Below are 25,000 nucleotides of genomic sequence, written 5' to 3'. Positions count from 1 at the left end.
CTCAACGCGAAAATCAAAGCCACAATGACGCGCCAAACGCGAAACCAAGCCAAAACAACAGGAATCGGACGAACAAAGGCAGGCGGCCACGACCGAAATCGACCGGCAAAAATGATTCAGGACCGATTCACGTGAAACCGCTGCCGCCGGCGTCGGTGTTGTCACGGTCGCCAGTTGGCCGGTGCGGGAACTGCCAGATCGCAGGCTTCACGAGCCTCAATCGAGCCGACATTGCAGGACACCTTGATTGCGCTTTTCGCGCGTTAGCGGACCTGCGCGGCGAGACCACAGAAAGGAGCCGCTCCATCTTCGAGCGGAAGGGAGCAATGGGTCGGCATGCATGCGGCCACTGGGCCGGAGAAAAACGTCTCGCACTATATAGGTAGATGGCGTTGCCAACGGTCAGGCTGTCATCGTGCCTTGCGCAGTGGCCAGCGCGCCGAAGATGGCTTCAGCACCGGATCTATCGAGGACGAGGATATTGACCGCCTTATTGATACGGTGAGTCAGCACGTGGCGCCTGATGCTGATCTCGGCCACCAGCCGGGGCGCCGCCACCGCCTGGTGGCTCTCTATAATAAGAGCGGGAGCAGACACTCTACATACCGGCTTCGAGTCGGCGCAGTGGATGATGCCTTCGCCATGCCGGGCGCTTCTATATAGATGCGCGGGCATTCGGTGGCGGGGCGCTCATATGGGATCGTTTTTTTCGCTCAAAGTCCGCGTGGCCCCATCGCCGACATTGCCAGGGCGAACCGCCAGGCCCACCGCTCGCTCCACGAGCCGCAAGCCTATGCCCGGCTGATCTGTTCAGGCGTCCTGTTCGTAAAACACCACCATCAGCGCCTTGGCCAGTTTCTCGCCTGAATTGGTGATCTCGTGGCCGACATCGGCGCGATATCGCGCGGTTTCTCCGGTCTTGAGCGCCTGACGCCCATGCTCGGTTTCCACCCAAAGGCCATCGGTATGGGCGGTCAGGTGCTCGAAGGTGCCTGGCGCGTGCGGAGCGCTCTGCAGCTTGCAGCCGGGCGCGATCTCGAGCTCATACCACTCGACCCGGCCAGCCAGCGCCGGCGGGCTCAAGATGCGCAGCCGCCAGGCGCCTTCCGGGCTCTTGATCTCCGGCGTCAGCGCCAGGCTCACAAGGTCGATCGTGTCCGCCTTCTTCTGATGGGGTATCCCGCCAGCGATCAGCTGGGCGAAGTCGATGCCGAGCGCCTGGGTCAGCGACCACAGCACGGCGAAGGTCGGGTTGGCCTCGCCACGTTCGATCTGCGACAGCATGGAGCGCGAAACGCCAGAAATCGCCGCAAGGCGGTCGAGCGTCAGGTGGCGCTCCTTGCGTTCCTTCTGGATCACCGGGCCGATCTTCGGCGCGTCATTCAGTTCCATGTCGCCTCCCCCAAAGCCGGCTCACTGATAGCACCGCGCCGGCCGTACTGCGAGGCATTTGCGGCTGGGCCCACTGGCACAAGTCAATTCCACTAGACTTGACGCAATATCCGATATACCGGAATTTCCACCTTAACGGAACGGCGAGACCATGAGCCAAGATTTCCTTTCCCACATATCAAGCGTTCTCCAGGGTATCGAGGCCGACGGCCTGTACAAGCGCGAGCGTGAAATCACCGGCCCGCAGTCGGGCCGCATCAAGGTGAAGGGTCCGGCCGGCGAACGCCAGATGGTCAATCTCTGCGCCAACAACTATCTCGGCCTCGCCGACAATGCTGCGATCCGCGATGCGGCCAAGAAGGCGCTCGACGACTACGGCTTCGGCATGGCCTCGGTGCGCTTCATCTGCGGCACCCAGGACCTGCACCGCGAACTCGAACACGCCATCGCAGACTATCTCGGCAAGGACGACGCGATCCTGTTTGCCGCCTGCTTCGACGCCAATGGCGGCTTGTTTGAAACCCTGCTCGGCCCCGACGATGCGATCATCTCCGACAGCCTGAACCACGCGTCGATCATCGACGGCGTTCGTCTCAGCAAGGCGCGGCGCTACCGCTACGCCCAGGGCGACATGAACGATCTCGAAGCCCAGCTCAAGAAGGCGGACACCGAGGGCAAGGGCTTCAAGCTGATCGTCACCGACGGCGTGTTTTCGATGGACGGCCATGTCGCCAAGCTGAAGGACATTTGCGAACTCGCCGACCGTTTCGGCGCCATCGTTGCGGTCGACGATTGCCACGCCACCGGCCATCTCGGCGAAAAGGGTCGCGGCACGCCTGCCCTGACAGGCGCCGGCGACCGTGTCGACATCGTTACCGGCACCTTCGGCAAGACACTGGGCGGCGCGATGGGTGGTTTCATCGCCGCCGCACAACCGATCATCGACCTTTTGCGCCAGCGCGCGCGGCCATATCTGTTCTCCAACTCGCTGGCACCGGCGATCGCCGCCGGTTCGCTCAAAGCCATCGAGATCGCCCGCGAGGCCGATGACCTGCGCGCCAAGCTTGCCGGCCACACGACGCGTTTCCGCCAAGGCATGTCGGCGGCCGGTTTTACGCTTCTGCCGGGCGAGACGCCGATCATCCCGGTGATGCTGGGCGATGCGGTCCTTGCCCAGCGCATGGCCAAGGCGCTCGACGAGCGCGGCATCTATGTCGCCGGCTTCTTCTATCCGGTCGTCCCGCAAGGCAAGGCGCGCATCCGCACCCAGATGTCGGCAGCACTCGACGACGCCGATATCACCCTTGCCATCGACGCCTTTACTGATGCCGGCAAGACGCTCGGCATCATCTGACAATCAGGAGTTTCCCATGCGCGCACTCGTCAAGGCCAAGGCCGAGCCCGGTATCTGGATGGAAGAACGCCCCGTGCCCGAGGCCGGGCCGGATGACGTGCTGATCAAGGTCAACAAGACAGGCATCTGCGGCACCGACATCCATATCTACAACTGGGACGAATGGGCGGCGAGAACCGTGCCGGTGTCGATGATCACCGGTCATGAATATGCCGGCGAGATCGTCGAGCTTGGCTCGCATGTGCGCGGCTTCAAGGTCGGCCAGCGCGTTTCGGGCGAAGGCCACGTCATCGGCATGCGCAGCCGCGCCAGCCGCGCCGGCCGCTACCATCTTGATCCGGAAACCCAGGGTATCGGCGTCAACCTGCCCGGCGCCTTTGCCGAATATGTCCGCATCCCGGCCTTCAACGTCGTGCCGCTGCCCGATTCGATCGACGACGAGCTCGGTGCCATCCTCGATCCGCTTGGCAACGCCGTGCACACGGCACTGTCCTTCGACGTCGCCGGCGAAGATGTCTTGATCACCGGTGCCGGCCCCATCGGCATCATGGGCGCAGCCGTCGCACGCCATTGCGGCGCCCGCCATGTCGTCATCACCGACGTCAATCCCAAGCGGCTCGAACTCGCGACCCAGGTGGCTGACGTCACCCCGGTTAACGTCGCCCAGGAAGATCTGCGCGACGCCATGGCCCGGCTCGGCATGCGCGAAGGCTTCGACGTCGGCTTCGAGATGAGCGGCTCGCCGGCCGCCTTCGACCAGCTGATCGAGCACACGTTGATGGGCGGCCGCATCGCGCTACTCGGCGTGCCGGCCAAGCCCTTCCCCATCGACCTCGCCAAGATCGTGTTCAAGATGATCACGCTCAAGGGCATCTATGGCCGCGAGATGTTCGAGACCTGGCACAAGATGCTGGCGATGCTGGAAAGCGGTCTCGATATCCGCAAGGTCATCACCAGCCGCATGAAGGCCGACGACTACCAGGCCGCCTTCCACAACGCCGCCAATGGCGAAGCAGGTAAGATCGTTTTGGAGTGGTAGGCTTGTAGCCTCGGCGCACCGACAATGAAGGCCGCGCCGAAAGCGCGGCCTTTTTGTTTGCGGCGGATGGTGCGCGGTCGCCGGCCGCGCGAAACATGGGCAGTATGGTCCTCACGCCGCTGACTGATTGCGGCGCTCCAAAATCCGGTCTCAGCTAAAAATCACGTGCAACAAGGCGGCGGCAAAAATGCTATGCGCCGCATTTATCCAAGGCCTGTGTCAGGCGCACGACAGATGCACGCGATCTTACAGAACATCGGTTGCGTGCCTTGCCCGCCTGATGGAATGTCGGACTAAAGCAAATCGACCGGGAGTGCGTCATGGGCGCCGGAATCCACCACGTCACGCTCATCACCCGCAAGGTGCAGGCCAATGTCGATTTTTATGTCGGCTTCCTCGGCTTGCGCCTGGTCAAGCAGACCGGCGGCTATGAAGACGCCACGCAGCTCCATCTGTTCTATGGCGACGGTGCCGCCAACCCGGGCACGCTGATCACCTTCCTTGTCTGGGAAGACGGCGCCCGAGGGTGTGTCGGCCATGGCCAGCCAAGCGAGATTTCGCTCGCCATCGAGCCATCGAGCTTCGGTTTCTGGCTGACGCGGGCACTGTCTCATCACATCGAGATATCGGGCCCTTCAGAGGAGATGGGCGAACCGACCTTGCGGCTCAAGGACCCCGACGGCGTCATCGTCAAGCTCGTCGGCGTCAGTGGTTTTCCAGCGCCCGCCACTTGGGATGGCAGCGACGTGCCGGCAGAGCAGGCGATCCGCCGCATTCGCGGCGCGACTATCCTCAGCGAAGTGCCCGAACTCACCGGAAGCTTCCTTGTGCGCCATTTCGGCTACCGGCCGGCGCAAGGCAGCGAGTTCATCCGACGCCTCGTCTCGGATACCGGCGACATCATCGACATCAGGGACGCCAAGGGTTTCTGGACCAGCGCGCCGGGTACCGGCACCATCGACCACATCGCCTTCCGCGCCAAGGACACCGACGAGGTCGAGCGGGTGCATGGCGAACTCGCATCCTCCAATTCGACCATCACCAATGTCCACGACCGCAAATATTTCTACTCGCTTTATGTGCGTGAGCCCGGCGGCACCCTGTTCGAGCTGGCGACCGATGGCCCCGGCATGGCGGTCGACGAACCCGTCAGCGAGCTCGGCACGCACCTGTTCGTGCCGCCTGACAGGTCCGACAAGATCGACGAGTTGCGGACTATGCTGCCGCAATTCTCCTGGCCCGGCGAAGAGCGCGTGATCTATCGCGACCTGCCCTTCGTCCACCGTTTCTACACGCCGGAAAATGCCGACGGCAGCGTGGTGGTCTTGCTGCATGGTTCGGGCGGCAACGAGACCAGCTTGTTGCCGTTCGCGGCCAAGGCGGCGCCGAATGCTACGCTGCTGGCCTTGCGTGGCCGCGCCACCGACGAAGGCACGCCGCGCTGGTTCCGTCGCATTTCGGCCAACAAGTTCGACCAGGCCGACATCAAGTCCGAGGCCGAAGCACTGGCAGCCTTCATCGAGGGTGCCGTCGAAGCCTATCGGCTCGATCCGGAAAAGCTGTTCTTCGTCGGCCATTCCAACGGCGCAAACATGCTGGCGGCAACGATGCTTTTGCACCCGCATCTGATCCGCCGCGCGGCCCTGCTGCGCGCGGCGATGGTGCTCGAACAGCCACCCGCAGCCGATCTGTCCGATGTCGATGCGCTGGTCGTTGCCGGCGACGTCGACGTGTTCAGCAATTTTGGCCCCGACCTCGCCGGGCTCTTGCGCGACGCCGGCGCCCAAGTCGACGCCCGGACCATATCTTCGGGCCATGGGTTCGACACAGGCGATGTCGAGATCGTTGGCGCGTGGATCGCGGCGCGGGTCACGCCAACGGCTTGAGGTGTCTCAATACTGCTCGCGCGGCAGGTGCACCACCAACCCATCAAGCGCCTCCGACATCTTGAGCTGGCAGCTCAGGCGGCTGCGCTCGGTCGGGTTCATCAGGCACTCGATCATGCCCTGCTCGGAATCATCGGGCGGCGAAAGGCGATCGGTCCAGGCGTCGTCGACATAGCAATGGCAGGTGCCGCAGGCGCAGGAGCCGCCGCATTCGGCGAGGATCTGGTCGATGCCGTTGGCCACCGCCACCGACATGACGCTTTGCCCCTGCTGGGCGGTGAGTTCTGTCGCCTGGCCGTCGGCATCGATGAAGGTTACGCGGTACATCAGGAAATCTCCAGGATCAGGCAGGCGTCAGCGCCAGGCGCAGCACCTTGGGGCCGCGCACGGACAGGCCGCGCTTGTATTGCGGTTCGGCGTCGACAAGCGAGATCGACGACAGGCGCTTGAGCAACGTGGTGAAGATCACCTCCATGTCGAGCCGCGCCAGATGGTTGCCGAGGCAGAAATGCGCGCCGCCGCCAAAGGCGAGATGCCGGTTCGGGTTGCGGCCGACGTCGAAGGTGTCGGGGTTCTCGAATTGCGCAGGATCGCGGTTGGCTGCGCCATAGAGCAGGCCAAACTTGGTACCACGAGCAAAATTCTGGCCGCCAACCACAGCGTCCATTGTCGCGTAGCGATGGAAGAAGGGCAGCGGCGACTCGAAGCGGAACATCTCCTGGATCGCGGTGTGGATCAGGCCGGGGTCGGCCTTCAGCCGCGCCATCTGCTCGGGAAAGCGCAGCAGCGCATGCATGCCGGAGCCCAACACATCGATTGTCGAGCCGTGCCCGGCCATCAGGATCAGCATGCAGGTCGAGACCAGCTCGTCCTCGTTGAGCGCGCCGGCATCCTGCGCCGCCATCAGTCGGGTGATGAGGTCTTCCTGCGGGGCCTTGCGACGCTCGGCCATCAGCTTGAGCAGGTAGTGGTAGAACTCGGTCGTCGCCTGCTCGGCCAGTGCCTTGCGCTCGTCGGAGCGGTCAATGTCGAAAAACTGGACAACCCGTTCCGACCAGACGCGCAGCTGCGGACAGTCCTCGTCAGGCACGCGAAGCACGCGGCCGATGATGTGGCCGGGCACCTGGGCGGCAAGCTCTTCGACGAAATCGATCTCGCCCTTGTCGATCAAGCTGTCGACGAGACCATCGACGAAGCTCTGGATCATGCCGCGCTGGCGGGCGATGAAAACAGGCGTGAACTCGCGAAACACCTGCTTGCGCAGCCGGTCATGCACCTCGCCGTCGCTGTCGAGCATCGAAAACTGCACGAAGCGCTGATGATGTGGCATGTCTAGCCAGTTCTGCAGGCGCTTCTGCTCGGTGATCTCTGCTTCGGACATGAAGAACTCGGGCGAGCGCACCATCGAGATATCGCGGGCGATGGCCGCGACATCGTCAAAGCGCGTCACCAGCCACATGTCGAAATCGGCGAAGAACTGGGGCGTGCCCTTGTCGCGCAGCGCCGCATAGGCCGGGTATGGGTTCTGGGCGAAGGTGGCGGACAACGGCTCGAAAGCCTGACCATGCACGCTTGCCAACGGGTTAGCGGTCATCCAACGCTCCAATCAATGGATTGCCGGCAGCAAAAACGGCCGGCTGCGTTCAGCCTAACGGCAAAGGCGGCAAATTGAATGCATGCCACTCGCACATTGCTGGATAAAACTCGCATCGCAGTTTTTGACCCGATACAACAGGGCAAGCCGTTTGAAAGCGATACCTGCGCAAAAATGACCACGCCAACCGACAAAAGCAGCGAAATCTTTTTCCACACACCGGGCCGGCATGCGGACGCTTATCCCTACAAGATCCTGGTCGCGGGCCGCACGCGCTTTTCCCATCGCGACGGTTTCGTCACCCGGCGGTTCCACCACCATACGCTGATCTACACGMTGTCGGGTCTCGGCCTGATCGAGGTCGGCGGCAGCAGGGTCGCAGCCGAACCACAGACCATCGCCTGGCTCGACACGTCGCTGCCATATGCCCATGGCTGCCATCCCGACGCGGACCATTGGCACTATCTCTGGATGAGCATCGAGGGCCATGGGCTCGACGCGGTCTTCTCGTTCCTGCGCGTCGCCACCAATCCGCTGTTCGCCACATCAGGCGAAGGCAATGTCGCCTTCGAGCGGGCCATCGACAACCTCGCCCGGCGCGGACAGATGACCGACGCCGTTTCAAGCGCTGTCGTCGCCCAGCTTGTCGAATTGCTCGTCGCCGAACGCGGCGAACAAGACAGCTCCGAGGACCGGGGCGAGCGCGTGTTGCGCGTCATGCGCGAGGTGCGCGCCAATATCGCCCGCAACTGGCAGATCGAGGAACTGGCCGCAATCTCCAACCTCAGCGCCTCGCAGTTGCACCGGCAGTTCAAGGAAAAGACCGCCACGACGCCAATGGACTGGATCCGCCACGAGCGCATGAACCTTGCCAAGCGGCTTGTGACGGAGTCGGATGCCAAGATATCAGCCGTGGCGCTCGCCTGCGGTTATGCCGACCCCTATCATTTCAGCCGCGATTTCCGCCGCATCGCCGGCCAGTCGCCGAGCGAGTTTCGGCGCGCACAGGGGCAATAGCGGTCCCCGTCGACAGGCTCCGCCAATTCGGGCACGTTGAGGCATCTGCCCCCGAAATCGAGCACAGCGACATGACATCCAAGCCAGCGGTCTATGAGTTCAACGCGGCCATCGTGCGCGAACCGGCACGGTCGGTGGTCAACGGCTTGCGCGCCGACGATCGCGGCAACCCGACCTTCGACGGCGTGAAGGCCGAGCACACTGCCTACATCGCGGCGCTGCGGGCTGCCGGCGTCGAGGTGACAGTGCTGCCGGCACTCGAAAGTTTTCCGGATTCGATCTTTGTCGAAGATCCCGCCCTGGTCTTCCCCGAGGGGGCTGTCCTGCTCCGTCCGGGAGCCGAGACCCGCGTCAACGAAACGCCTGAGATCGCACCGACGCTGAGAAAAATGTTCGAGACCGTTGTCGACCTGCCCGCGCGCGGCTTCGCCGATGGCGGCGACGTGCTGACGACACCGAAAAGCGTGATGATCGGACTGTCGGCCCGCACCGACCGTGCTGGCGCCGAAGGGCTGATCGCAAGCCTCGCCAGGCTCGGCCGCAAGGGCGAGATCGTGCAGACACCCGAGGGCGTGCTGCATTTCAAGAGCGATTGTTCGCTGCTCGACAGCGAGACCATGCTGTCGACAAAACGCCTCGCGCGCTCGGGCGTGTTCAAGGGTTTTCGCGAAGTGCTCATCCCTGAAGGCGAGGAACCTGCCGCCAACGCGCTGCGCGTTAACGACGTGGTCATGGTCGGCGCCGACTACCCCAGGACCATCGAGATGCTCGACAAACTCGGCTACAAGGTGGTTGCGCTCAAGACCACCGAGATCGGCAAGATCGACGCCGGCCTGTCCTGCATGTCGCTGCGCTGGCATCGCGGCCAGCGCTAGCGATCAAAAGTTTGGGCGGCGGCGCGGGCCAGGAATGTCCGCCGCCCTCCTTCGACGTCACTTCATGAGCGACGTTCAATCCCTGAGGAGATCGAACATCAGCTTGAAGAAGCGATCGGCATCGACCTCATAGGCGATCTTGGCGTTGTCTTTTTCGCCGCTTTCGCCCCAGAAGTCGGCGACCGTGGCGCCGAAGGTAAATGTACCCGAGAGGTCGACACCGATATGGGCCGGGCGGGTCTTGACCAGCGTCGGGTCGATCGCCAGCGCCAGCACCAACGGATCGTGCATGGCTCCGCCGACACCCATCGAATTGCGGTGCAGCTTCTCGTAATACAGCAGCCAGTCGTTGACGAGCTTGCCGAGCGGCGTGTCGATCGTGGCAAGCTCCGCATATTGCGGCGCCTCGACCAGAACCTGCATCGTCACGTCGAGCCCGACCATGGTGATCGGCACGCCTGAATCGAGAACGATGCGCAGCGCTTCGGGATCGCAGAAGGCGTTGAATTCGGTCGGCGTGATGATCTCGCTCTTGCGGTAGAACACGCCGCCCATCCAGATCAGTTCCTTGATCTTAGGCAGCACCTCGGGGTGCTTGAGGATCAAGAGGCCGATATTGCTGAGCGGGCCGGTGGCGACCACCAGGATCGGCTCGGCTGAAGCAAGCAGCTTTTCGGCGAGGAAGTCGACGGCGTGCTGATCGACCGGCTTGATGGTTGCCTGCGGCAGATAGGGCGAGCCTTCGAGGCCGCTCGGACCGTCGGCTGTGCCAAGCACAAGCGGGCGCGCCAGCGGGCGATGGCAGCCGGCTGCGACCGGCACGTCGCCGGCGCCGATATATTCCAGGATGCGCAGCGCGTTGGTCGTCGTCTTTTCGAGTTCGGAGTTGCCACAGGTGGTGGTCACGCCGAGCAGTTCGATATCAGGCGAACGATGCGCCATCACAAGCGCAATGGCGTCGTCGTGGCCGGGATCGCAGTCGAAGAGGATGGGTGTAGCTGACATGATTTCGTCCCTCACGCTGCCCGCTCGTAGCGCGCGATGGTTTTCTTGAACATTTCGAGGAAGCGGCGGCCTTCGAGGTCGGTGCCGATGCGGGTGGTCTTGGGTCCGCCGCCAGGCAGGATCTGGAAGCCGCGATAGGCAACCGTCTGGCCGCGCGCCACGCGCCCGTCGAGCAGCACGTCGACGAACAGCGGCTCGGTCAGCGTGGCGAGTTCCGGATCGAAGGCGAGTGCCACGGTAATGACGTCGTCGAGCGGGAAGCCGACGAGGCCGAAGAACTCGCGCCAGATGTCGATGTAGATCGGGAACACCTCGGCGATCAGGTCGAGCACCGGGTTGTTCTTGGCTGTCGCCTGCATGTCGGCGATATCGTCACGCGTCAGCATGGAGGTTGCGACGCGGTTGTCCTCGCAGATATCGAGCGGCACCAGGATCTTGTCTACATCGGCATTGAGCACGATGCGCGAGGCCTCCGGGTCGGCCCAGATGTTGTACTCCGTCACCGGCGTGATGTTGCCGGGCGTGGTGAAGGTGCCACCCAGAACGATCAGGCGCTTCAGCGCCGTGGTCAGCCTGGGCTCCTGCAGCAGCGCCATCGCGGCATTGGTCAGCGGGCCGGTGGTGACAAGCGTGATCTCGCCTGGATTGGACATCACCGTGTTGATGATGAAGTMGACGGCGTGACCCGGCGTCGCCGCACGCTTGGGCGTGGGAGCCGGCGGGTTGAACTGCTTGAGGCGATCGCCGAACCGTGCGGTCAGGCGCCTTTCGAAATGCACCGGCGCTTCCATGTCGGCCTTGGAGTGGCCGACGATCGGACGCCAGGCGCCGGCATAGACCGGAATGTCGTCGCGGCCGGCGAGCGACAGCGTGTTGAGCACGACATTGGTGACCTGCTCGATGGGACCAGCCGCACCGGTGCAGGCGGTCACGGCTTCCAGCTTGATGTTGGGGTTGGCCGCGGCAAACAGCACGGCGAGAATGTCATCTCCGGCCGAATCCACGTCGAGAATTATACGTTCCATTCCTTGGTACAGCCCTTCAGCGTGAGAGGTTATTTGCCGGACTCGGCCGGCTTGTTGTCGACCGAAAGCAGCTTGCGCATGCTCTCCAGGGTCTCGCGGATGATCTTCGGACGGCTGCGGTAAGACAGGGCAAACAGTGCCGTCAGCGCCACCAGATAAGGCACCGCCAGGACTAGGTAGGACGGGAAGCCGAAGGTCTGGAGCCTGAGCGAGAACGCATCGGCGAAGCCAAACAGCAGACAACCCGCCAGCACCTTCAACGGGCTGCCATTGGAGAAGATCAGGATGGCGACCGCCATGAAGCCACGACCCGACGACATGTTTTCGGTGAACATGGTGATGTAGCCAAGCGACAGGTGCGCACCGGCAAGGCCGGCAAGCAGGCCGCACAGCAGCGAGGCGATGTAGCGAACACGGGTGATCGAAATGCCGAGCGCTTCCGCCGCTTCGGGCTTTTCGCCGACGACGCGGATGTAGAGGCCAAGGCGCGTGCGCTTGTAAAACAGCACCAGCAGCGGCACGGCGATGAAGGCGACATAGACCATCGGCGTGAAGCCGTTGATCAGCGGCGCCCACGAACCCAGCAGATCTTTGGCACCGGGGATCTGCACCTTAGGCAGTCCGACGATGCCCTTGCCGACAATCGAGCCGCGGGTGCCGAAGATCGCCTTCATCAGCGAAATGGTCATGCCGCCGGCCAGGATGTTGAGCGCCAAGCCCACCACCACTTCATTGGCCCGGAAGCTGACGACCAACACGGCGAAAGCGAGCGCGAAGACCAGTGCGGCTGCCACACCGCAGGCGACGCCAACCAGTGCCGAGCCCGACCAGATCGAACCGAGCACGGCGAAGAAGGCGCCGACCAGCATCTGGCCTTCAAGGCCGATGTTGAAGATGCCGGCCTTGGTGGTGAACGAGCCGCCGAGTGCGACAAGCAGGATGGGTGCTGTCATCCGCAGCGTTGCGACGAGCAGCGCGACGTTGAAAAGGCTTAGAATTTCCATCGGCGCTCTCCTGCCGTGCTATCGCCGCGACGCTTCATCAGGACCTGCGCCGAGACGCTCAGGATAATCAGCGCCTGGATCACGGTGATGATTTCGCGCGAAGCGTTGGTATCGGTCTCCAGCAGCAGCGAACCGTTGCGCAGAGCGCCGAAGAACAGCGCCGTGACGATGGTGCCGATCGGCGACCCATTGGCGAGAAGGGCCGCGATAAGGCCGTCGAAGCCGAAGCCAGGCGCGAAACCTTCCATGAAGCGGTGATGCACGCCGAGCGTTTCGATGCCGCCGGCAAGGCCGCCAACCGCACCCGATGCCAGCAGCACCAGAAAACCCTGACGCTTGACGTCGATGCCGCCATATTCGGCGAATTTCGGCGCCGAGCCGACCATCGAGATCGAGTAGCCMTTGGCCGTGGAGCGGAAGAACCAGGCAACGAAGAAGGCGAGCGCCAGACCGATGATCAGGCCCCAGTTCAACCGCGAGAAGGAAAACAGCTCTGGCAGATAGGCGGTCGCAAGAATCGGCGGTGTTTCCGACCAGCCGCCGGGACGCTTGAAAAGGAAGATGGTCAAATAGGAGGTCAGCAGGACCGCGACGTAGTTGGACAGGATCGTCGAGACGACCTCGTTTGTGCCGTATCGAGTCCTGAAGAAGGCGGGGATCGAAACCCAGGCAGCGCCCGCGATCACGGCAACCGTCATGGCGACCACCACATGCAAGCCAGGCGGCAGCGGCATGGCGAAGCCGACCCAGGCAGCAGCAAAGCCGCCGAGGAAGAGTTGGCCCTCGATGCCGACATTGAACATGCCGCCGCGCAAGCCGATGCAGGCGGCGATGCCGCAGATCAGGATAGGCGTGGTCTGCAACAAGGTGCCGGCGATCTTGGCCTGGTCGCCGAAGGCACCGCGCATCAAGGTCATGAACACCTTGATGGGGCTTTCGTCGATCAGCATGATGATCACGGCACCCATGGCGAGTGCGATCAGGACGGCGACGATCTGGCCGGAGAATGCACGTAATTTGTCGTTCACGAGACCACCTCGTCCGAAGCATTGCCGGGTTCGAGACCTGCCATCATCATGCCGATCCTTTCGCTGTCGGCGCTATCGCCGTCGACCTCGCCCATGATCCGACCGTTGAACATCACCAGGATGCGGTCGGCCAGAGTGAGCAGTTCGTCGAGCTGCACCGAAATGACGAGCACGGCGCGGCCGGTGGCACGCTGGCGCATGATCTCGTCGTGAATGGATTCCTGCGCACCGATGTCGACACCGCGCGTCGGCTGATCGATCAGCAGGAAGTCCGCCTCATTGGTGAATTCGCGCGCCAGAACGACCTTCTGGATGTTGCCACCCGACAGCCGCTTGACGGTGTCTTCGGGGCCACGGGCGCGAATATCGAAACGCTTGATCATCTCGACGGCCTGGTTGGCCGCGGCCCGCCAGTCAATGACGCCGTTGCGGCTCCACGGCGCCTTGTTTTGCCGGCCCATCAGGAGATTGGAGGAGATCGAGGCACTGCCGTCGACGCCACGCACCAGCCGGTCGCCCGGCACGTGGGCGAGACCGGCCTCGCGGATCGCAGACGTCGAAAGCGTGGTCAGATCGTGGCCCTTGAGCATCGCCGAACCGTGGCTTGCCGGACGCAGGCCAGACAGCACTTCGGCAAGCTCGGTCTGACCGTTGCCGGCGACACCGGCTATGCCGACGATCTCGCCGGCGCGGACGGTGAAGCTGGCGTCGCGAAGTGCTGGCAGGCGGCGATCGTCGCGCGCCCACAGATTGTTGACGTCGAGCACGACCTTGCCGTCCGACTTTTCGCGCGGGCGGCGGTCGAAGCTGACGTCGCGACCAACCATCATGCGCACCATGTCGGCCTTGGTCAGCTCAGACGTCGGCCGCGTTGCGACATGTTTGCCATGGCGCAGCACTGTCACGGTGTCTGAAACCTCCATCACCTCTTCAAGATGATGCGAGATGAAGATGACGGTCATGCCGTCGGCAACGAATCCGCGCAGCGTCTGGAACAGCTCGCGGCTTTCCTGCGGCGTCAGCACCGCTGTCGGCTCATCGAGAATGATGGTGCGGGCGCCGCGCGCCAGCACTTTCAGGATTTCGATACGCTGCTCGATGCCTACCGACAGCAGAGACACGCGCTCGGTCGGCTCGACCTTGAGACCGAAGCGCTCAGACAGCTCGCGGGTCTTTTCGACCTGGGCTTTGTGGTCGATCAGGCCGTTGGGGCGGATTTCCATGCCAAGGAAAACGTTGTCGGCAACCGACAGCGACGGCACCAGCTTGAAGTGCTGGTGCACCATGCCGAGGCCCGCGGTGATCGCGGTGGCGGGATCGCCGACCACCGTATCCTCGCCATTCAGGCGGATCTTGCCTTCGTCGGGCTGCAACAGCCCGAACAGGATGTTCATCAGCGTCGTCTTGCCGGCGCCGTTTTCACCGATGATGGCGTGTATCTCGCCGCGCTTGACGGTGAGATTGACATCCTCATTGGCAACGAAGGCGCCGAAACGCTTGGTGATGCCGATCAATTCGACGGCGGTTTGTGCCGTCATGKCTGGCGACGTGGTCGACACGAGAGCCTCGCAGCTTCAGACGTACCCGTCCCGACAGACGGAACCGATACGTCTCTACCTAGTCTTGGGGGAAATGGTTCCGCGAGCCGTGGGGGCGGCTCGCGGAGAAAGGCCAGCATCTTACTTGTGCCGTGTGACCTTGATCGATCCGTCAGCGATGCCCTTCTTGATCTCGTCAAGCTTGGCCGTCACGTCGGCTGGAATGGACGGCGCGATGTCGTCGCAGATCTTCACTTCGACGCCACCTGCGGCGAGGTCGAACGTGCGGGTGCCCGGCGTGATCTTGCGGCCTTCGACCTCGTCCTTGATCAGCGAGTAGACGGCGATGTCGCCGCGCTTCAGCATCGAGGCCAGCACGTTGCCCGGAGCCGAGCCGCACATGTCGATATCGACGCCGATCGAGTATTTGTCGGCGGCAGCACTCGCCTGCATGACGCCTTCGCCCGTCGGGCCAGCGACATTGTAGACGATGTCTGCACCCTGGCCGTAGAGCGCCAGCGCGAGCTCGCTGCCCTTTGCCGGATCATCGAAAGTGCCGGCGAAAACCGGGTTCACCTTGACGTCGGGGGCTGCGTATTTCGAGCCCTCCTCATAGCCGCCGAGGAAGTTGCGGATGACGGGAATGTCGCGGCCGCCGACAAAGCCGATGGCCTTGCCGTCACCGATCTTGTCGAAGCCGCTGCCCTGGTTTTCGATCATGCCGGCAAGCGCGCCAGCAACGAAGGAGCCCTGCTCCTCGGCGAAGTTGGCATAGATGATCTTGTCTGAATCGAGCACGCCGTCGATGAAGACGAAACGCTGGTTCGGATAGGCTTCGCTCGCCTTGGTCAGCGCGTCGACCAGTTCCCAGCCCATGACGAAGATCAGGTCGTACTGGCCGCCCTTGGCAAGGTTTGCGAACTGCTCTTCATAGTCGAGCGCGCGGTTGCCGGTGTCGACCAGCTTCATGTCGATGCCAAAATCGGTCTTGGCCTTGTTGAGACCGTCGACGATCGTGATGCCGAAGCCTTGCGCGAAATAGCCGGAGATCGCTGCGACGGACACCTTGTCCTGGGCCGCCGCCGAGCCGATCGAGGCCGCAAGAGCCGCGCCGGCGATAATGCATTTACGGAATACGCTTTTCATCTCAACTCCCCAATTGACACCTTGGCATCAAGCGTCGGGCTCTTCCTCGACGCCCGCAAAACTTGTTGGTGGTCATATGACTTTATGGGTGGTCCAACAAACTGTCAATCGCTCAGCGAGCGGCCGAAATCGATGTGAACAATCGACGCGGCGGCGGTTTCACGCATCCGGCTTGACAAAAATGCTGGAAGGATAATTGTTGCTACTCTAACAAGTTTTTCAGCCCGCCAGAATGTGGAGCCATCGATGCCGGACGTTGTCGTCAGAAAGTTTGTCGTACAGGTCGAAGAGATTTTTCATGAAGGCGGGCCGGTGCGAGCCGAGCCGATCAAGCGCGGCACCGTGCTTGCCGTCGTCGCCAATCCCTATGCCGGGCGTTATGTCGAAGACATCACCCCGTTCATGGAAGATTTGAAGCCGCTCGGCCTCGAAATGGCGACCCGCCTGCTTGAAGCACTCGGCGGCGATGCCTCGTTGATCGAGAGCTACGGCAAGGGCTCCATCGTCGGCGGTGGCGGCGAACTCGAGCACGGCGCGCTTTGGCACAACCCCGGCGGCTATGCGATGCGCGAGCTTCTGGGCGGCGCCAAGGCCATCGTGCCGTCGAGCAAGAAGGTCGGCGGCCCCGGCGTTCGCATCGATATTCCGGTCACCCACGTCAACGCCTCTTATGTGCGCAGCCATTTCGACGCGATCGAGGTCGGCATCAACGACGCGCCGCGCAACAACGAACTGGTATTCGTGCTCGCGATGACCACGGGTTCGCGCGTGCATGCCCGGGTCGGCGGCCTCGACGCCAAGGACATCAAGGGGGAGGACGGCTTGCGATGAGCGTCGAAATCCGGCGAATCATCACCATCGTCGAAGAGACGCGCACTGAGGGCGGCAAGGCGGTTAATCCACCGACGCGCCGCGCCGCGGCGGTTGCGGTCATCCGCAACCCCCATGTCGGCACCTTCGTCGACGACCTCTCGGAACTCAGCGACATCGGTGCTGAACTCGGCGACATTCTGCCGCGCCGTGCCGTTGCAGCGCTCGGCATTCCGGGCGACCAGGTCGAGAGCTTCGGCAAGGCAGCAGCGGTCGGCGCCGATGGCGAGCTGGAGCACGCAGCTGCCATCTTGCACCCCAAGCTCGGCGCCCCGTTCCGCGACATTCTCGGCAAGGGCGCGGCGCTGATCCCATCGTCCAAGAAKCGTGGTGGCCTCGGCATCCCGCTCGACATTCCCTTGGGCCACAAGGACGCTGCCAAGGTGCGCAGCCACTTCGACGGCATGGAAGTGCGCATTTCCGACGCGCCGCGCGACGACGAGATCGTGGTGGCGATCGCCGTCACCGATTCGGGCCGCCCGCATCCACGTGTCGGCGGGCTGACCACAGACCAGATCGTCGGCAAGGACGGTGTGAACTAAAGCATGATCCCGAAAAGCGGGAACCGGTTTTCGAACAAGATCATGCTCCAACAAGAAGATAAAAAAGCGGCCTCTCGGGGCCGCTTTTTCGTTCCTGTCGGATAACTCGGCGATCAGGCCGCAACGATTTCCGGCACGCGGATCGCCGGCGGCGTGTTGCGGCTGCGGGCCGTGCGCACCACACCGTCGACCATGATCATGCCGATGCCGGGCAGGTTGCCAAGCGCCAGGCTTTCGAGGAAATCCTTGCCGATGCCGCCTGCTGCCTGATCCATGAACACCAGGTCGGCAGCACGGCCGGCCTCGATCACGCCACGATCGTCGAGCTTGCGCACCCGTGCGGTATTGCCGGTGGCAAAGCAGAAGACGACCTCGGTCGGCACGTCGCCGAGCGAGGCGAGATGGCAGATGGTGCGCAGGATGCCGAGCGGCTGAACGCCCGAGCCAGACGGACCGTCAGTGCCCAAAATGACGCGGTCGAGCTCATCGCGCTCCTTGGCGATGCCAAGCACGAACAGGCCGGTGCGCAAATTACCGTTATGGACGATCTCCAAGGCGCGCGTGCCCTCCTCGCAGATGCGGCGGATCTCTTCATCGGGCAGTGCGGTGGGCCCGCCATTCACATGCGCCACAACGTCTGCGTCGACCTCGAGCACGACATCGGCGCCGATGCGGCCCGAGCCGGGGATCGATGGCCCGCCGGTGTGAGTCATCGAGGTCATGCCATATTTGCGCGCCCAGGCGATCATCTGCTTTCCGGTCGGGCCGTCCTTGACGCCGCCGAGGCCGACTTCGCCGATCAGCGTCACGCCGGCTTCGGCGAGCTCGCGGAAATCGTTTTCGGTCATGCCGTGTTCGAGCACAGGCGCGCCGGCGATGATCTTCATGCCACTCGGACGGAAATTGGCGAAAGTCCGCTGTGCCGCGATCCCCAGCGCCTTGATGCCGACGATGTCACGCGGCCGGCCTGGATAATGCGCCTCGCCGGCCGAGATGATGGTGGTGACGCCGCCATGTAGCGTCGAATCGATCCAGCCGATCTGGTTCTGGCGCGGGGTCCAGTCACCGGCAACGGGGTGGACGTGGTTGTCGATCAGGCCGGGGGTTACGACGCAACCCTGCGCGTCAATGGTGCTGGTCGCACCGTCGAGATCGAGGTCGGTTGCCTTGCCGACCGCAGCGATGCGGCCGTCGACGACGACGATAGTATCGGCATCGAGGATCGGCTGGGCGAGGTCGCCGCTGAGCATCAGGCCGATGTTGCGAATGACGAGCTTGTCGGTGACGGGGGCCTTGGTTTGCGGTTCAGGCGACATCGATGGCATTCCTTGCGTCTGTTTGGGGCATGAGGCGGTCGATCCGGCCCAAGGCCGGCAATCGGTCGCTTCGGAGAATGGTCTGGTGAAGGGGCGCTAGCCGCTCATTTGCCTTCGGCGCCGCCCGGCTCGTCGCCGCTGATGCGCTGGAGCAGCCTGAGCAGCGTCACTTGTTCGGCCGCCGTCAGCGGCGAAAGCAGCTTCTGGCCGACCTCGACGCTGCGCTCGAGCCGGTCGAGCGTGTAGCGCGTGCCTTCGTCGGTCAGAGTAATGATCGTCAGGCGCTGGTCGGTCTCGGAGGCGCTGCGCTTGATCAGCCCCTGCTTCAAAAGCTTGCGCACCACAAGGCTGATGGTCGAGGGATCCATCGCCGTCATGCGGCCGAGATGGTTCTGCGAAACCTCGCCATGCTTGAGCACCGTGGCAAGGGCCGCGAACTGCGTCGGCGACAGGTCCTCACCGGCCATGACCTGCTGGAAGCACAACGTGGCGCGCTGATGGGCGCGGCGCACGACGTGGGCGGGATGGAGGTCTAGGTCGTAACCGGTCTTGGTGTATCGGGTCATTGTCTCTTCGCGGCTCAGCGGCTTGTTGGCCACTTCTGCCGTCTTGCGCTTGAATTTCCGGGCTTCGTCGAGGGTTGTCACGGCGCTTCCAACTCCTGGCTTGAAACCTGAGATTCGCCGACCCCAGAGGTTATGCGGCGATGTTGACGTTTTCGACGAAAACGCCGTCGCGCAGCGCTTTCACCACACTTTCGGCATCGCTGACGACGCCGAAATGGGTCGAGATGTCATAGAGCGTGCTTTCCTGCTCACGCGGACCGGTGGCAGCACAGCAATCGGCGGGCACCACGACTTCGTAGCCGTTGAAGAACGCATCATGCACGGTCGAACGCACGCAGATATTGGTGACCACGCCAAAGACGATGATCTGGTCGACCATCATGTCCTTCAGCGTCATGTCGAGATCGGTCTGGAAAAACGACGAATAGCGACGCTTGATGATGTGGATCTCGTCGTCGCGGGCGCCGAGATCGTCGATGATCTCAGTGCCCCAGGTGCCTTCGACGCAATGCGGCGCGCGTTTCAGCCACTCGCGGTCGCGGCGCATGTTGCGGCGATGCGCATCATGCACCCAGATCACGGGCGCACCGGCGGCACGCGCCGCCTCGATCACGCTCAGCTGTGGACCGACAAGCGCTTCATAGCCCGGCAGCACCATGGCGCCGCCCGGCTTGCAGAAGTCGTTGATCATGTCGACGACGATTACCGCCACGCGCACCGGGTCGATCTTGATCCCGGCGTCCTGGCGATGTGACGAAAAGCTGTCCAGTGGCATGATCCTACCTTTTCAGCGAACTGCCGATTGTTGGTGGTCATACAAAAAACCGTGACGACTTCCAAGTCAATCCTTGAGCTTGCTGCTTGTCACAATATGGCGGACCGAAGCACCTTGCCATGCGACTTGCGACTATGCCCGGTGCTTACCCCTGTGCCAAGAAATGCATTGACAAGCAGGGCGGTTTGCGGTGTCCGATTGTTTGACCATCAACGATATTTGCCGAGTGGCCACGTGACCGACAAGAGGAGCCAGAGATGAAAATCGTCATTACCGGATCGAGCGGACTGCTTGGCCGCCATGTCGCCTCAGCCTTTGTCGCCGCCGGCCATGACGTGCTCGGCATCGACGCCGTCGCCCCTGCCGATTGCACATGGACCCATATCAGCGCCGACCTCACCGATCTCGGCCTGACACTGCAGCTGATCCGCGACTGCGATGCCGTCGTCCACATCGCCGCGATCCCGCGCCCGCTCGGCAAGGCGCCGGCTGAAGTGTTCAAGACCAATATGGCGATCGCCTACAATGTCATCGAGGCGGCGGCTCTTTCTAAAGCCAGGCGCTTCGTCTACGCCTCGTCCTTCAGCGTGCTCGGTTATCCCTTTGCCGAAAACTTCGTCGACCCGGCCTATCTGCCCATCGACCACAACCACCCGATCGGCGCGCAGGACGCTTATGGCCTGTCGAAATGGCTCGGGGAAGAAATCGTCGAGGCCGCCGTGCGCCGTGGCGCGTTTACGGCCGTCAGCCTGCGCATGCCCTGGATCCAGACGCCGGAGAGTTTCTTCGACAGCGTCGGCCCGCGCCGCAACCTCGCCGATGCCGCGCGGGACCTGTGGAGCTACCTCGACGCACGCGACGCCGCCGACGCCTTCATCAAGGCGCTGGCTTGGCAGGGCGAGGGCCATCTGCGCACCTTCCTCAGCGCCGCCGACACCTATTCGGAAGAGCTTACGGACGCGTTGGTCAAGCGCGCCTTCCCGGCAACGCCGCTGAAGCATCCGCTTTCGGGCCATGATGCGGTCATCGGCAATACGCATGCGCTGGAAACACTCGGCTTTGCGCCGCGCCATTCCTGGCGCGCTTACGGCAAGTAAACACAGGAGACCAAGATGATGCGTTTCGAAGGCAAGGTCGTTCTGGTCACCGGTGGTGGCGGCGCGATCGGTAGCGCCGCAGTGCGCCGTTTCATCGATGAAGGTGCCCGCGTGTCGGTCGTCGACCTCGACGGCGATCGCGCGACACAGGTCGCTTCGGCATTTGGCGACAAGGCCATTGCCATCACCGCTGACGTTTCCGACGAAACTGCCGCCCGCGAGGCGGTAGCAAAGACGGTCGAAGCCTTTGGCCGCCTCGACGCGGTGTTCAACAATGCCGGCATTTCCGGCAAGGTCGCGCCTGTCCACGAACTGCCCGTCGAAGACTGGGACCGCATCGTGCGGATCAATCTTCGCAGTATGTTCCTGGTGCTCCAGGCCTCGCTCAAGGCGATGATTTCCGCCGGCATCGAAGGCTCGATCGTCAATATGGGCTCGTCGATGGCCGGCTGGGACGTGCTGTCGGGTGGCGCCGGTTATGCCTCAACCAAGCATGGCGTCGTTGGCCTGACCCGTGTCGCAGCGCTCGACGCCGCCGCTTACGGCATCCGCGTCAACGCCATCTGCCCTGGTGTCATCGAAACAACGCTTGGCGTGCCGTCAAACGACCGCGAGGCCTATGCCGCCGGCATCCAGCGCTTTGCCGACCGCATCCCGCTGCGCCGCATCGGCCAGCCCGAGGACGTGGCGGCGGCCGTCGCCTTCCTCGCCTCCGACGAAGCGCGCCACATCACCGGTGTCGACTGGCTGATCGATGGCGGACAGACCTTGCAGAGCTTCGCCAACGCGCCCGACGCCGGCAGCTATCCGCGTCACCGCAAGCCGAACTGAGCCGAACAAGTGCGCTTCAGGCCGACCGCATGGCTTGTCCGGCGGTCGGCCTTTTTGTAGGCGTCACGGTGTTCGGAAAATGGCCTTTGGCCTACCAATTCGTAATGCGCAGGCGATGTCGCGGCAATATCCGCCTGCCACTGTCGCTCCTGTCTCAGCCAGCCTGGCGAGACGAAACAGGAGTGAAGCATGAAGAAGTTTGTCATTGCCGCAGCGATTCTGACCGTCGCGCCCACCGGTGCATTCGCCAAGGAGATGAGCGCCACGATCAAGAGCGTCGACAAGGCAAAGGACGCGGTTGTCCTGAACAGCGGTCAGACTCTGACACTGCCTGAAGGCATCGAAGCGGAGACGCTGAAGGCCGGCGAGAAGGTCCTGATCAGCCTTGCGACGGATACGGCTGGCAAGACCGTCGTGACAGCCATCAAGCCAGCAAAATAGCCACAACGCATACGAACGGGCGGCCCCTGCTTCACCGCAAGGCAGGGGCAGGGGCCGCTTGATTTTGAGGCGCATTCACTTGCGCGTGACCTGCCTTATTCCTTGTAACAAATCCGCTCCTGCCTTCGTATCTTGTGCAACGGCCCGGCATAGGGAGAACACCGATGACCAAGGCACTTTCAAACGCGAAGATCACCACCTGGCACCGCAAGGCATTTTGGCTTTCAACAGCTGCCGCTGCAGTCGGCGCTTGGGCTTTTGCCGCAGCACCAAGCGCTGCCCAGGAAGGGATAAAAATCCCGGCGCCAGCACTCGACGAACCGGCGCRAGGCGGTTTGGAGGTGGCGGTAGTGGCAGGCGGCTGCTTCTGGGGGGTGCAAGGCGTCTTCCAGCATGTCTCAGGTGTCAAGGATGCCGTCTCGGGCTACTCCGGCGGCGACAGCAACACCGCGCAATACAACACGGTCAGTACCGGCTCGACCGGCCATGCGGAGTCGGTGAAGATCATCTTCGACCCGCACAAGATCAGCTATGGCCGGATCCTGCAGATCTATTTCTCGGTCGCCCACGATCCAACCGAATTGAACCGCCAGGGTCCTGATACCGGCACGCAATATCGTTCAACGATCTTCCCGGCCAATGCCGAGCAGGCGAAAATCGCCAAGGCCTATATCGCCCAACTCAACCAGGCCAGGATCTACGACGCGGCCATCGCGACCAGCATCGAGCCCGGCCGCGCCTTCTATCCGGCCGAGGCCTATCATCAGGACTTTCTGGCCCTGAACCCGACCTACCCCTACATCGTCTATAACGACCTGCCGAAGATCGAGAACCTCAGGCGCCTCTTCCCCGACCGCTACCGCAGCGACCCGGTGCTGGTGTCGGAAGCCAAGGCATCCAACTGACCAAGCTCCGGCTCGCCCTTGGTAGTGCCTAAACGATGAACCGGATCGCGCGCTGGATTTCGAAGAAGTCACTCGCCGTGAAACGCAGCGTGCGCGCAGCGACATGCTCGACGCCGGGATACCAGCTGCCGCGATAGGCCTCGGTCGGATTGGTGTATTCGACGACCAGTTCGAAGCGGTCGGCGAGCTTGGGAAGGCAGCCCTTCAGATCGCCCGACAGCGCCTTTTCCACGCCTTCGCGAATGGCGRCCACCGAGGCCTTCGGCGTCAGCGACCGGGTCGCTGGGCCAAAGCCTTCGCTGGTGGCAACGGTGCCGATGCCAGACACGATCGCCTTGGCTTCGGCACACATGCCTGCATCGCCTGAAAGAAACGCCGACGGTACACCGTAGCGCGCGGCACAAAGGGCATTCAGCGTGAATTCCGACGCTACCTCGCCATTGATCAAAAGGCGCGAAACCGTGCCGGTCAGCGTATGCGCCAGCGGGTTGGTGTCAGTGCCTGCCTTGTTGTGGTAGCCGGTGTAGAGTGCGGCCGAAAAGCTCTTGTCGATGCCGAACATCATGATGTCGGGGTGACCGCTCCAGTCCCTGATGATGCTGACAAAGGCCGGCAGCTTCGACAGGATGAGGTTGCGCCCGGTGGAGTGCGCGTCCTTGACCACCACTTCCTTGGCGCCGGCAGCCTTGGCGCCCTCACAGGCCGCCACCAGCTCGTCGGTCATGTATTCGCGGAACTCTTCATATGCCGCGTGCCCCTTCCTGGCCTCGTCCCAGACAGTGATGCCAGCGGTGCCTTCGATATCGGCGCTGATGAAAACTTTCATGATCGTTCCCTACGGTTTTTACAGAAGCTCGGACATCGACGACAAAAGCCTGTCGATCTGGATTGGAGAATGCTCGGAAAACACCGCGAGCCGCATGGTCGGCACGTCGGACGCATCGGAATAGCCGCCCGGCTGCTGGACCCTGACGATGATGTCGCGCTCGGCGAGGCGATCGCGCATCCGCTCCAGGTCCGTGACGCCCTTGATGGTGACGATCGGCACCGGCGTATCGGCAACCTCGAAGCCCAGACCACGCAGTCCGCTGCGCATATGGCGGACATTGCGCGCCAGATTGGCCCGCTTGTCGGTCGTCTGCAGCACACGCAACGAAGCAGCAGCCGCAGCGGCAAGGCCTGGTGGTGCTGGCGAAGCGCCGCGCATGATCATGGCGTTTTGCGTGATCTTTTTGGCAAGTGCCGCGTCGCCGGGCACAACGCCGCCGAGCGCGCCGAACGCCTTGCTCATCGTGCCGGCAAAGAAATTGCCCTCGCCTTCGAGCCCGGCATGCTGCAACGACCCGCGCCCGGTTTCGCCCAGCACGCCGACGCCATGGGAATCGTCGATGCACAAAAGCGCGCCCTCATAAGGCGCCATCGCCTGCCTGAAGTCGTTGAGCGGCGCAAGCCTGCCGGAGGACGGAAACACCCCGTCGGTCAGCACCGCCGGCCGCTGTTTCGGCAAGACATGACGCGACAATTGCTCGGCGAGATCGCCGGCATCGGCATGACGGAATTCGTGCACCGGCTTGCCCAGCGTCGGGATCGCATCGCGGGTGCTGTAGTGGGTCGCAGCGTCGATGAAGATGAGGTCGAAATCGTCGCGCAGGCCCTGCAGCAACACCAGCGGGCTGGTGTAGCCGGAGATCATGTAGACGACCTCTTCGGTGCCGAACCATTCTCGCAGCCGCTCCTGCAGGTCGGCATAGACC

26 protein-coding genes are annotated in these 25,000 nt (G+C 62.9%); 11 read left to right on the top strand and 15 right to left on the bottom strand.

The features are described 5' to 3' along the window. Nucleotides 1-402: 402 nt before the first annotated feature. Both AC1DWF_RS13780 and AC1DWF_RS13775 read right to left on the bottom strand, forming a co-directional pair. Nucleotides 403-540, bottom strand: coding sequence for a hypothetical protein (locus tag AC1DWF_RS13780; protein WP_476781930.1), 138 nt, complete (start codon nt 538-540; stop codon nt 403-405). A gap of 270 nt (nt 541-810) precedes the next feature. Then, nucleotides 811-1,392 carry a helix-turn-helix domain-containing protein gene (locus tag AC1DWF_RS13775; protein WP_476804246.1) on the bottom strand — a complete coding sequence of 194 codons (582 nt, stop codon included), beginning with the start codon at nt 1,390-1,392 and terminating at the stop codon, nt 811-813. A 151-nt stretch (nt 1,393-1,543) separates the two neighbouring features. Here AC1DWF_RS13775 and AC1DWF_RS13770 point away from each other — a divergent pair, with 151 nt between their 5' ends. The 3 genes from AC1DWF_RS13770 (at nt 1,544) to AC1DWF_RS13760 (ending at nt 5,671) form a co-directional block, all read left to right on the top strand. After that, nucleotides 1,544-2,746, top strand: coding sequence for a glycine C-acetyltransferase (locus AC1DWF_RS13770; RefSeq protein WP_476781932.1), 1,203 nt, complete (start codon nt 1,544-1,546; stop codon nt 2,744-2,746). Nucleotides 2,747-2,762: 16 nt separating this feature from the next. After that, nucleotides 2,763-3,785, top strand: a complete 1,023-nt coding sequence (tdh, locus tag AC1DWF_RS13765) for an L-threonine 3-dehydrogenase (protein ID WP_476781933.1) — start codon at nt 2,763-2,765, stop codon at nt 3,783-3,785. Nucleotides 3,786-4,105: 320 nt separating this feature from the next. Continuing rightward, on the top strand, nt 4,106-5,671 hold the full coding sequence (locus AC1DWF_RS13760; RefSeq protein WP_476804247.1) for a VOC family protein: 1,566 nt from the start codon (nt 4,106-4,108) through the stop codon (nt 5,669-5,671). Between the two features lie 6 nt (nt 5,672-5,677). Here the strand turns inward: AC1DWF_RS13760 and AC1DWF_RS13755 are convergent, their stop codons facing one another. Together AC1DWF_RS13755 and AC1DWF_RS13750 are read right to left on the bottom strand one after the other, a co-directional pair. Next, nucleotides 5,678-5,998 carry a 2Fe-2S iron-sulfur cluster-binding protein gene (locus AC1DWF_RS13755; protein ID WP_476781935.1) on the bottom strand — a complete coding sequence of 107 codons (321 nt, stop codon included), beginning with the start codon at nt 5,996-5,998 and terminating at the stop codon, nt 5,678-5,680. 16 nt (nt 5,999-6,014) lie between these two features. After that, complete coding sequence (locus AC1DWF_RS13750) at nt 6,015-7,265, bottom strand: cytochrome P450 (RefSeq protein ID WP_476781936.1); 1,251 nt, start codon at nt 7,263-7,265, stop codon at nt 6,015-6,017. Nucleotides 7,266-7,439: 174 nt separating this feature from the next. On the opposite strand from AC1DWF_RS13750, the gene AC1DWF_RS13745 reads away from it, so the two are divergent. Both AC1DWF_RS13745 and AC1DWF_RS13740 read left to right on the top strand, forming a co-directional pair. After that, the gene (locus AC1DWF_RS13745; protein WP_476841771.1) at nt 7,440-8,282 is read left to right on the top strand and encodes a helix-turn-helix transcriptional regulator; all 843 of its coding nucleotides are present in this window, start codon (nt 7,440-7,442) and stop codon (nt 8,280-8,282) included. Between the two features lie 71 nt (nt 8,283-8,353). Further along, the gene (locus AC1DWF_RS13740; RefSeq protein ID WP_476781938.1) at nt 8,354-9,157 is read left to right on the top strand and encodes an arginine deiminase family protein; all 804 of its coding nucleotides are present in this window, start codon (nt 8,354-8,356) and stop codon (nt 9,155-9,157) included. Between the two features lie 75 nt (nt 9,158-9,232). On the opposite strand, the gene AC1DWF_RS13735 is transcribed toward AC1DWF_RS13740, so the two are convergent. The 6 genes from AC1DWF_RS13735 to AC1DWF_RS13710 form a co-directional block, all read right to left on the bottom strand. Beyond that, nucleotides 9,233-10,162 carry a nucleoside hydrolase gene (locus AC1DWF_RS13735; protein WP_476781939.1) on the bottom strand — a complete coding sequence of 310 codons (930 nt, stop codon included), beginning with the start codon at nt 10,160-10,162 and terminating at the stop codon, nt 9,233-9,235. An 11-nt stretch (nt 10,163-10,173) separates the two neighbouring features. Continuing rightward, nucleotides 10,174-11,187: a nucleoside hydrolase gene (locus AC1DWF_RS13730; RefSeq protein WP_476841770.1), complete on the bottom strand. Its 1,014-nt coding sequence runs from the start codon at nt 11,185-11,187 to the stop codon at nt 10,174-10,176. A gap of 29 nt (nt 11,188-11,216) precedes the next feature. Next, the gene (locus AC1DWF_RS13725; RefSeq protein ID WP_476781941.1) at nt 11,217-12,191 is read right to left on the bottom strand and encodes an ABC transporter permease; all 975 of its coding nucleotides are present in this window, start codon (nt 12,189-12,191) and stop codon (nt 11,217-11,219) included. Further along, entirely contained in the window at nt 12,179-13,219 is a 1,041-nt protein-coding gene (locus AC1DWF_RS13720; protein WP_476841769.1) for an ABC transporter permease, read from the bottom strand. Before AC1DWF_RS13720 ends, AC1DWF_RS13725 begins: the two co-directional genes overlap by 13 nt. Continuing rightward, nucleotides 13,216-14,757: an ABC transporter ATP-binding protein gene (locus AC1DWF_RS13715; RefSeq protein ID WP_476789580.1), complete on the bottom strand. Its 1,542-nt coding sequence runs from the start codon at nt 14,755-14,757 to the stop codon at nt 13,216-13,218. The genes AC1DWF_RS13720 and AC1DWF_RS13715 overlap by 4 nt, the downstream gene beginning before the upstream one ends. 141 nt (nt 14,758-14,898) lie before the next feature. Beyond that, nucleotides 14,899-15,903, bottom strand: coding sequence for a BMP family lipoprotein (locus tag AC1DWF_RS13710; protein ID WP_476781944.1), 1,005 nt, complete (start codon nt 15,901-15,903; stop codon nt 14,899-14,901). A gap of 246 nt (nt 15,904-16,149) precedes the next feature. Here AC1DWF_RS13710 and AC1DWF_RS13705 point away from each other — a divergent pair, with 246 nt between their 5' ends. After that, nucleotides 16,150-16,734, top strand: a complete 585-nt coding sequence (locus tag AC1DWF_RS13705; RefSeq protein ID WP_476789678.1) for an amino acid synthesis family protein — start codon at nt 16,150-16,152, stop codon at nt 16,732-16,734. Then, nucleotides 16,731-17,315 (top strand): amino acid synthesis family protein, encoded by a 585-nt coding sequence (locus AC1DWF_RS13700; protein ID WP_476841768.1) that lies wholly within the window; start codon nt 16,731-16,733, stop codon nt 17,313-17,315. Before AC1DWF_RS13705 ends, AC1DWF_RS13700 begins: the two co-directional genes overlap by 4 nt. A 113-nt stretch (nt 17,316-17,428) precedes the next feature. On the opposite strand, the gene AC1DWF_RS13695 is transcribed toward AC1DWF_RS13700, so the two are convergent. The 3 genes from AC1DWF_RS13695 to AC1DWF_RS13685 form a co-directional block, all read right to left on the bottom strand. Beyond that, nucleotides 17,429-18,631, bottom strand: a complete 1,203-nt coding sequence (locus AC1DWF_RS13695; protein WP_476804250.1) for an amidohydrolase family protein — start codon at nt 18,629-18,631, stop codon at nt 17,429-17,431. Between the two features lie 104 nt (nt 18,632-18,735). Then, nucleotides 18,736-19,278 (bottom strand): MarR family winged helix-turn-helix transcriptional regulator, encoded by a 543-nt coding sequence (locus AC1DWF_RS13690; protein WP_476786110.1) that lies wholly within the window; start codon nt 19,276-19,278, stop codon nt 18,736-18,738. Between the two features lie 49 nt (nt 19,279-19,327). Next, entirely contained in the window at nt 19,328-19,972 is a 645-nt protein-coding gene (locus AC1DWF_RS13685) for a cysteine hydrolase family protein (protein ID WP_476786109.1), read from the bottom strand. Between the two features lie 257 nt (nt 19,973-20,229). On the opposite strand from AC1DWF_RS13685, the gene AC1DWF_RS13680 reads away from it, so the two are divergent. The 4 genes from AC1DWF_RS13680 (at nt 20,230) to msrA (ending at nt 23,246) form a co-directional block, all read left to right on the top strand. Next, nucleotides 20,230-21,069 carry an NAD-dependent epimerase/dehydratase family protein gene (locus tag AC1DWF_RS13680; protein WP_476786108.1) on the top strand — a complete coding sequence of 280 codons (840 nt, stop codon included), beginning with the start codon at nt 20,230-20,232 and terminating at the stop codon, nt 21,067-21,069. 15 nt (nt 21,070-21,084) lie between these two features. Beyond that, nucleotides 21,085-21,900 (top strand): SDR family NAD(P)-dependent oxidoreductase, encoded by an 816-nt coding sequence (locus AC1DWF_RS13675; RefSeq protein ID WP_476804252.1) that lies wholly within the window; start codon nt 21,085-21,087, stop codon nt 21,898-21,900. A gap of 189 nt (nt 21,901-22,089) precedes the next feature. Continuing rightward, a complete protein-coding gene (locus tag AC1DWF_RS13670; protein ID WP_476783429.1) occupies nt 22,090-22,341 on the top strand; it encodes a DUF1344 domain-containing protein in 252 nt (83 codons plus the stop codon). 164 nt (nt 22,342-22,505) lie between these two features. Then, nucleotides 22,506-23,246, top strand: coding sequence for a peptide-methionine (S)-S-oxide reductase MsrA (gene msrA / locus AC1DWF_RS13665; RefSeq protein ID WP_476841767.1), 741 nt, complete (start codon nt 22,506-22,508; stop codon nt 23,244-23,246). 28 nt (nt 23,247-23,274) lie between these two features. Here the strand turns inward: msrA and AC1DWF_RS13660 are convergent, their stop codons facing one another. Both AC1DWF_RS13660 and AC1DWF_RS13655 read right to left on the bottom strand, forming a co-directional pair. Then, nucleotides 23,275-24,072: a M55 family metallopeptidase gene (locus AC1DWF_RS13660; RefSeq protein ID WP_476841766.1), complete on the bottom strand. Its 798-nt coding sequence runs from the start codon at nt 24,070-24,072 to the stop codon at nt 23,275-23,277. A gap of 18 nt (nt 24,073-24,090) precedes the next feature. Further along, nucleotides 24,091-25,000, bottom strand: a 910-nt coding sequence (locus AC1DWF_RS13655) for an aminotransferase class I/II-fold pyridoxal phosphate-dependent enzyme (protein ID WP_476841765.1), incomplete at its 5' end; no start/stop codon positions are given.

The sequence above is a fragment of the Aminobacter sp. P4_D5 genome (assembly GCF_056401815.1).
The sequence above is the reverse complement of the archived record's forward strand: the minus strand, read 5'-3'. Positions and strand labels throughout refer to the sequence as shown.